Annotated in this window: 6 protein-coding genes and 1 tRNA gene; 4 read left to right on the top strand and 3 right to left on the bottom strand. The window is 40.1% G+C overall.

All coding sequences use genetic code 11. The annotated features are described in order from the left end of the window. Nucleotides 1-3224: PAS domain S-box protein (locus tag PHV30_11295; GenBank protein MDD5457597.1), on the bottom strand; the 3224-nt coding region annotated here is incomplete at its 3' end. Nucleotides 3225-3398: 174 nt separating this feature from the next. Here PHV30_11295 and PHV30_11290 point away from each other — a divergent pair. Together PHV30_11290 and PHV30_11285 are read left to right on the top strand one after the other, a co-directional pair. Further along, a tRNA-Thr gene (locus tag PHV30_11290) sits at nucleotides 3399-3474 on the top strand. Nucleotides 3475-3571: 97 nt separating this feature from the next. Then, nucleotides 3572-4282 carry a hypothetical protein gene (locus PHV30_11285; protein ID MDD5457596.1) on the top strand — a complete coding sequence of 237 codons (711 nt, stop codon included), beginning with the start codon at nucleotides 3572-3574 and terminating at the stop codon, nucleotides 4280-4282. Nucleotides 4283-4289: 7 nt separating this feature from the next. On the opposite strand, the gene smpB is transcribed toward PHV30_11285, so the two are convergent. Together smpB and rlmD are read right to left on the bottom strand one after the other, a co-directional pair. After that, on the bottom strand, nucleotides 4290-4730 hold the full coding sequence (gene smpB / locus PHV30_11280) for an SsrA-binding protein SmpB (GenBank protein ID MDD5457595.1): 441 nt from the start codon (nucleotides 4728-4730) through the stop codon (nucleotides 4290-4292). 20 nt (nucleotides 4731-4750) lie between these two features. Further along, nucleotides 4751-5947 (bottom strand): 23S rRNA (uracil(1939)-C(5))-methyltransferase RlmD, encoded by a 1197-nt coding sequence (rlmD, locus tag PHV30_11275; protein MDD5457594.1) that lies wholly within the window; start codon nucleotides 5945-5947, stop codon nucleotides 4751-4753. Nucleotides 5948-6160: 213 nt separating this feature from the next. Between rlmD and cofG the strand changes: the two genes are divergently transcribed. Together cofG and PHV30_11265 are read left to right on the top strand one after the other, a co-directional pair. Beyond that, nucleotides 6161-7246, top strand: a complete 1086-nt coding sequence (cofG, locus tag PHV30_11270; protein ID MDD5457593.1) for a 7,8-didemethyl-8-hydroxy-5-deazariboflavin synthase subunit CofG — start codon at nucleotides 6161-6163, stop codon at nucleotides 7244-7246. A gap of 358 nt (nucleotides 7247-7604) precedes the next feature. After that, nucleotides 7605-7859 (top strand): hypothetical protein, encoded by a 255-nt coding sequence (locus PHV30_11265; protein ID MDD5457592.1) that lies wholly within the window; start codon nucleotides 7605-7607, stop codon nucleotides 7857-7859. Nucleotides 7860-8455: the final 596 nt, after the last annotated feature.

The following is an 8455-nucleotide window of genomic DNA, read 5'->3' as shown; positions in this document are numbered from 1 at the left end:
CCAAGCGGATTTCGCAATTCATGAGCTACAGTCGCCGATAGAGTGCCAATATCAGAAAGACGTTGTGCTCTTTCCAGTTCCATCTGGACTCTGGTCAGTTCCTCAGACCTTTCCTTAACCTGTTTTTCAAAAATGTCTTTATCCCGTTTTAATATTTCCTCCGCCTTTTTGCGCTCGGTTACATCTCTGACTACAATTTGAATCGCGGGACTGTTGTGGTAAACAATGGCTCGTCCGCTGATATCCGCGTCAAAAGAAGTTTCATCAATTCTGACAAATTTCAGATTAACCTTGGATGTTTTTTCATTATAAGAACTGATTAAATTTTGTTTGGCTATATAATGTAATTTTTCAGGAATTAAATGCAGGAGAGGCTTTTCTAAAAGCTGTTCTATATCTGTAGCTCCAAACAATTTGATTGCCGCCGGATTAACAAATTTGATAATACCCTTATGATGAACAATAATAGCTTCAGGAAAGGAAGTTACCAGATTTTTATAACGTTCTTCGCTTTCTTTCAATGCTTTTGACGCTTTTTTATGTTCTTTGTTTAAACGTATGGTTTTGATACTGTGAACCACATCGGCTGCCAATTCTTTAAGCAGCTCTATTTCATTATCTGTAAAAGGGTCAGCTTCTCTGGAATAAATGGTTATAGCGCCAAATGCTTTTTTTCTGTCCAGAAAGGGAATCACCATGGAAGAAGCGTAATTCCTTTTTATGGCTTCGGCCCTCCAGGGTTTAAAATTGGGGTCGGTCAGCATATTCCTGCAGAAAGATGGTTCACCTGTCCTGATTGCGGTTCCTGTAGGACCCCAGCCGCGCAGTTTGTCCGCCCAGGTCAGATTTAGTTTTTCCAGATAGCCCTGCTCAAATCCGGCATGAGCAACAGGCCTTATAGTTTTATTTTTGTCATTATCCGCATAGCCTATCCAAACCATGGCATAGCCGCAATCCTTTGTTATTATCTCACAGACTTTTCGCAAATACTCAGCTTCATTTTCAGCTCTCATCATCAAACGATTACTGTTATTAAGAGCGTTTAAAGTCCGGTTAAGTTTGGAGAGTTCCTTTTCTCTGTTTTTACGTTCGGTCAAATCTCTGACGAAAACAGAAGCACCTGTAACTTCTCCGCTGGAATGAACAATTGGATTATAAGAAATTTCAAAATATAATCTGGGCCCTTTTTTCTGGTCCAGATAGGTTTCTTCTCGAACTTTTTCATTATTAAATACTCGTTTCAGATTGGCTTTCGCATCCAGACAATCAGCCGTATTGTATTTAAAATTAAGCATATTGCCGCCGATTTCTATAGTACTGCCGAACAGTTTTTTAATAACTTCCAGTTGCTTAAAGTTGAAGCTGGTAAAGTTATAATTTCTGTCCACTGAAAAGATCGGTTCTTCCGAGCTTTCTATGACCGACTTTAAAGTCGCCTGTTGGTGTGAGAGCAAACGTTCGGTATCTCTTCTTCTGGTTATGTCTATGAATACTCCGATGGCTCCGGCCGGTTTTCCTTTAAGATCAAACATGGGAGTTACATTACCCAATAAAGATTTTTTCCTTCCGTCATTAAAAATTAAATCAAAATGGTAGTCGCGTAATGGTTTTCCCGTAACAGCCACTCTTTGTAAAGGTAAATTGGCATTGCCAAGTTTTTTATTATTTTTATAACACTCAAAATGGGCTAGTTTTTGTGGTTTTCGCTGGGATTTGGACATGTTGCTATGTTCGGGTAAAGCTAGAAGTTCTTGTGCTATTTTATTCCCGGTAATAACTTTGCAGTCTTTATCCTGAGCAATCCAGATGATGGCCGGAGCAGTATCCAGAATTACCTTCAGACGGTTCGCCTGTAACTGAGTGCGCTGGTCGCTTTCCAGAAGTTTTTGTTCAAAATGTTTGCGCGCAGTTATGTTGTCAAAAATTGCCACGAAATATCCTTTTAACGGACTGTAAATAGATACATGTACCCAGATATTTAGAGCTTTTATCTCAGATTCAAAAGTAGCAGGCTTGCCATTTATAGCAACTTTACCATAGGTTTCAAATAATTCAGGGTTCTGTTCTTTAATCCCCGGAATTACTTTCGTTACCTTTTTACCGATTACATTTTTCAGCCCGGTTAATTTCTCAAAAGCCTGATTTACATCAATATAAATAAAGTCCACGGGTTCTCCTGCTTCACCATAGATCATTTGGCAATAAGCAAATCCGTGCAGCATGCCCTCAAACAAAGACCTGTAGCGATTTTCACTTTCCCACAGCGCGTTTTCCATTCTCTTCTGTTCGGTTATATCGAAAGAGACTACATTAATACGTTTTTCTCCGGCCGGGGTCACATAACTTCTGGAAAAACAATTGATATTGTGCCAATTGCCGGATTTGTCTTTAAAGTTCCAGATATTTTCCTGAGGGATATCAGTCCCTATTGCTTTCTGCAGTTTTTTCTCGGCCGCTTTTTTTTCTTCGGGTTTACCGATGTCATAAGCCGTATGTCCTATTAAATCCTGCGGTTTATAACCGAGAATATTTTTATAAGCGGCATTTATATATAAAAATTTGCCTTGTTCATCGACTTCGCAGATCAGAGCATTGCTTTGTTCTGCAAGCGAGCGATATTTTTCTTCGCTATCACGTATAAGTTTTTCTTTTTGTTTTCTGTCGGAAATGTTCTCCAGACACACCAGGCATAAAGGTTCTGCGGAACTTTTAATAAATGATGTTGATACCAGAAAAACTTCCTCTTTTTTGCTATGTTTAAGTTTATAGGATAAATTCACCTCAACCCGATGAAACGTACATTGCAAAGAAAAAGTATCGGCAATTAACTTTCTAAGTGTACAATCCTGACAGGACGGTCCGAAGCCGCAACCTCTCGGATCATCCGAAGCATTTATGCATTTCATGGCTTCGCCCGCTCTTTTACCGAGTATTTGGTCCATGGAATTGTTTACAAATTTAGTCCCCTGGATATTAATTTTTCTAACTTTTCTATGTTTATCCAGAAGCATAATAACCAGAGGAATATTTTCAATCATAGCATTTAGTTCAGCTACGCTGTCCTGCAGTTTCCGTTTAATTTCTCTATCCCCAATATTTTTTTTCAGCCGGGATATTTTTTTTTGAAGTTTTTGGTTGATTTCCTCGAGCTGACGCAGTCTGCCGGGTGAAGATTTTTTTGCCTGGATTTTTTTAACTTGTTTTTGTGTTAATTTAACCATCATTAAATTCCAAACAATCTAAGTTTACGCCCTAATGCCAGCACAAGCCTGTTGTCAACGATTTGGATTAATTATATCAAATAAAGTTGATGGGTCAAGAAAAGGTTTTTTTGAACGGGAGAAGCGGCTTTACTAAACACATTTAGAGCTTTCTGATATAATATTTTTACTTTCTTAGCCGATGTAGCTCAGTTGGTAGAGCAACTGATTCGTAATCAGTAGGTCCGCGGTTCAATTCCGCGCATCGGCTCCAGTCTTCTCTTTGCGACTGTCATTTGTTTATCTATGAATGTTGAATATTAATTGCTATACTTAATATATTGATCAACGTCATAAAAGGATAAACAATAGTGGCTGAAATTATCAATCTTACCTTTGCCCGCAACCTTGACCGGCATTGGAAAGAATTACAGACAAAAAATCCTTATCAGCATGAATTCCAGAATATTTTACAGAACCTGGTCAAGATTAACGAATTCAAGAAATTTGTAAACGATCTTATACTTAATAATCTCAATGTAGGCAACGTAGATTTGCTTTGCTTTTTGGTTGAAGAACATTACCCGGACCTGCTGGGGAAGCTGATGGAACGAAAACAGATTTTTTATATCAATAAAAGGATAGCTAATTGCAAAAGTTTTATTCAGGAAAAAAAAGTGGAGAATTATCTTTATGCGTTCCCCAAACCTAAACTTGCCGAAAACGACTCCAGATCACACTTCTTATTATCTGTTTTGCAATATGTGGAAATACTGGATAAGGACCATCAGACTGTTGCCGAACTGCTGGACACACCTTTGGCTCAGTATGAACAAATGATTCATTTTATTTCCTATTTTCCTCATGAAAAAATACCGATTTTTCTGGAAAAATTATCTTACATAGACAAGGAAGCATATCAAGCCCTGACCATACCTCCGATCGGATATTTCAAAAACCAGTCTGCCTGCAAGGCCTTATTTAACCTGGAAAAGTATTTTTTGAACAATGAGAATACGCTTAAAATTATCTATCAAACCATGCAGAAGCTCAGGTTCAATAACCCGGCTGTGTTCCTTTAATCATATTTTATCGTGATTTAAGTTCTCTTTCTATTTCGCGGTTAATGGATTTTTTCTTCAGGGAATCACGTTTATCAGTCAATTTTTTCCCTTTACCCAGCCCGATTTCCATTTTGACTTTATTTTTTTTAAAGTAAATATTCAGCGGTATCACCGTCAGGCCTTTTTCCTTGGCCTTGCCGAACAGACGATTTATCTCATTTTTGTGCAGCAGCAGTTTGCGTTCTCGTGTGGCCTCTGCGGCAAAAGTACTGCTTTTATCATAGGGTTGTATGGTCATATTGTGAATATAGGCTTCGCCCTGTTTGACTGTGATAAAACCCTCGGCAATGTTTACTTTACCATTGCGTATGGACTTTACTTCATTGCCTCGTAAAACAATCCCGGCCTCAAATTTTTCGAGTATTTCATAATTAAAGAAGGCCTTTCTGTTACGGGCAATGGACATGATAAGCAATTATATCATGTTTAACCTTTAGTTACATGCACTACAACTTCCACGTGCGGTGTTTGAGGAAACATGTCCAATGGTTGTACCGAATTTATTTTGTATCCTTCGCTGAGCAGTGACCTCAAGTTGTAGGCCAGGTTTTCAAAACCGCAGGCCACATAGAGAATGTCCTGAGGTTTGAGGCTGGCAATGCGGGCCATAACTTTTTTATCAGTTCCCGACCGCGGAGGGTCCAGTATGACTGCGTCAAAAGTGGCTTTGCCCTCCATTCGGTGTAACTGCTCGCGTACTCTTCCGGTAATAAATTCAGCGTTAAACAAACTGTTTAACTTCGCGTTTTCGCGTGCGCTGACAATAGCTTCTTCCACAACCTCAATACCTGTCACCGATCTGGCAGTGCCGGCCAAATAAGCGCTGATGGTTCCTGCTCCGCAAAACAGGTCCAGAACAGTTGAGTCCGGCTGGACCTTGGCCAGGATCAGATCATATAATATTTTCGCGGCCTGGATATTTACCTGGAAAAAAGAATTAAGCGGGACTTTGTAGCGCACATGTCCTATCCGATCCATTAGAAAAGGTTCACCATAAAGTATTTCCCAGTTTCTAAGCAGCACCGCGTCCGCGTCTTCCGGTTGATCAGACCAGATAAATCCTCCGATTACCGGATTTTTTTTAAGTAAAGTTATTAGTTCTGCAAACATCTGCTTGTTCCCGCCGCTGGTGACCAGAATAAGAAGTTTTTTTTGCTGTTCAAAGGAGTCCCGCACCACCAGATAACGCAGTAGTCCTGTATGCAGGGTTTTGTTATAAGCTGTTAACCGGTTGCGGTTAGCCCAGTCGCGGAACGTTTTTATCAATTCTATGTTGGAAGCAGGGGTAAGCAGACAATTTTCCAGGTCAACCAGATCGTCATAACAGCCCTTTTTATGAAAGCCCAGACCAACTTTATTTTGTTCGGTTGTAAAAAAAGTAAATTCTACTTTGTTGCGATACCGGTGCTGGACAGGCGAGGGGAGAACAGGCAAAATTGTAGTTGCACATTTTTTTAATTGGTTTTTTACTACTTCTTCTTTATGCTTTAACTGTTCAGTATAGCTAAAATTATAAAGTTTACACCCTCCGCACACACCGTGGTGAGGACAATTTTCAAGCATCCAACCCTTCTCCTGACTGCAATTTTTTGTATCTATCAACATTGCCAGTTGATATTGTATTTTTAAATTAGTATAATAAGGCGTTGCTGAAAAGAAAACAATATACTCTTAGCAAAATGGTTTGCGGCTATGTTGCCTTTGTCGCTTGCTTCCTCAATGTGCTAGCGCACACCTCCGGAGCTCGCTCCTTGGCGCCTCACCGTAATTCCATTTTGCGTCGAGTAAAAATCGGAAATTTTAGTACACCTAACTAATCACGGGAGGATAAACAACTTGAGCGAAATTCTGGACCAGGGTTTGAGTGCTAATGAAGATATTTTACCTTATACCAATGACGAAAAAACCATTTCTTATTCCAATACCGTAGATATAGTTTTATCACCGGTATGCAGGAATCAGTGCGGTTATTGTGCTTTTTCCAAAAAGGATTATGATTTGCTGGTGCCATACGCCACTATCAAGATATTCAAAGCCGCCCGTAAAGACGGAGCGCGTGAAGCAAATATCGTTGCAGGTGAACGCCCGGACCATTTTCATTCTATCAGGGCCAAGTTTGATGTCTGGGGTTTTAACAGCTATGTTGAATATATTTACACCATTGCCGAACTTGCTTTTTTGGAAGGGTTGCTGGTCAATCTGAATGTTGGCTATTTATCGGTAAACGAGCTCAAATATCTGCAGGATATTGTTTCTACTGTGGAAATGTGCCTGGAGGTTTACGACAAGGAATTTATCAAAGAACATTTGCACAAAAATTCTCCCAGCAAAGACCCCGAGATCCGTATAAAATTTATTGAGAATGCCGGACGACTCAACTTTCCGTTGAACAGCGGAATCCTTATCGGAGTGGGGGAAACTCCCGAACAACGGATGAAAACTTTGGTCAAGATTAGAGAGCTGCATGAAGAATACGGGCATATACAGATGGTAAAAATAAATACTTTTCACCCTTCGGATGATGTCGCGCCTGAGCTGAAAAAGCTGGGTGGAGTGACTAAAGAAACATTATTGGAAACCATACAGTTGGCTCGGGAAATTTTACCTGCTGAAGTAGATATTACAGTGCCGATCAATATTCATCCCGAGATACTGGAATTTATCGATCATGGTATCAGAGATTTAGGGCAGATCAGAGTTTACGGAAAGGACAGTTTGTTCCCCGAATATCCCTTTAAAAAAGTTGAAGAATATCAAAAGGAAGTAGAGGACCACGGCTATAAATTGTTTAAACGTTTACCCATAACCAATTCCTTTATCGCCGCTCAGAAGTATTCCAAAAAGCTCGGTCAGTTTCTGGATAAATATAAAACCCGCCTCAAGGAAAATGTCAGAGAAGACAAGTTTACGTTAGTGCTTTAAAGGAGTAGGGCTCAGTCATCCCGCTAGCGGGATTGCTTGGAGCTCGGGGCTTTGGGGTAAATATTCATTCATTCCAGGAAAAGATTTTGCGATGTTGTGAATGAAAGCGCATTTCGCAACAAGCCATATATCGAAAAAACGCCATGTTTAAGAATATACTCCCGTAGGGCTTAATATATATGAGGCCTCAGAACCGGTTGATAAAAAGATAAAAACTTTACCGACATCAACTGAAAGTATACTTACACCAAAAATCTTATATCTACAGAAGTTGGAATACTGCTACGAAATTACTTATGCATAATATATATTGGGCCGTCATTCCGAGCGTAGTCGAGGAATCTTTAAGGGGGATGCCATGATCGTAAAAAATAATAATTCAGGAATAACGGGCTGGATAAATACAAAAGATTCAACTAATGAAATAAATGTTCAAAAAAATATATTTACTCCTTTCCAACTGATGATGATCCAGAACATTGAAGATGTGAAGCAAAAAGAAATGGGCGCTACGCTTTTGCGGGACAGGCAGAACCCGGATAGTGTTAAGAAGGCCGATCATTTGCTGGTCGCATCGCTGCATATAGAAAAGGTGGCTGTACCTGAGGGGTGAGTCGTGAGTCGTGAAACGTGAAGGGTTTACGTCATTTCGACCGGAGCGAAGCGAAGTGGAGAAATCTTTAGTTCATGGGAAAGAGTGAATTGCGAAGGACAAGGGTTGAAGGTTGAATCGTTGGAGGTTGAATCGTTGAATCAAGTCATCCTGAGCCGTGACCTGCTCCCTGAGGTTCTCGAAGGGAGCGGGAAGTCATACTGAGCTAGTTTACCCTGAGCTTGTCGAAGGGAAGGGTGACGGGAAAATGAAGGACGAAGGAAGAAGGAAGATTGGGAGTACATAAGTGCATTAGTGCGTAAGTACATAAGTGCGTAAGTGCAGGAGTGCATAAGTGACCTGCTCCCTGAGGTTCTCGAAGGGAGCGAAGTGGAGAAATCTTTAGTTAGAGTAGCCAGAAATACAGAGGATGATTTTAAGATTCGGATTTACTTTGGATTTTGGAATTTGGATTTTGACATTTTATAACCGGGGGTGCAAGCCCCTGTTTTTTTATATATTTGATGTTTAGAAAATTTTGATACGGGGCACAATTTAGATGGAACAAAGAATATTTCAACCTTTTCATGGCCAAAAGCCGGGTAAAGGTTGGCTTG

The organism is Candidatus Margulisiibacteriota bacterium (genome assembly GCA_028715625.1).
Lineage (GTDB): Bacteria > Margulisbacteria > Riflemargulisbacteria > GWF2-35-9 > GWF2-35-9 > JAQURL01.
The sequence above is the reverse complement of the archived record's forward strand: the minus strand, read 5'-3'. Positions and strand labels throughout refer to the sequence as shown.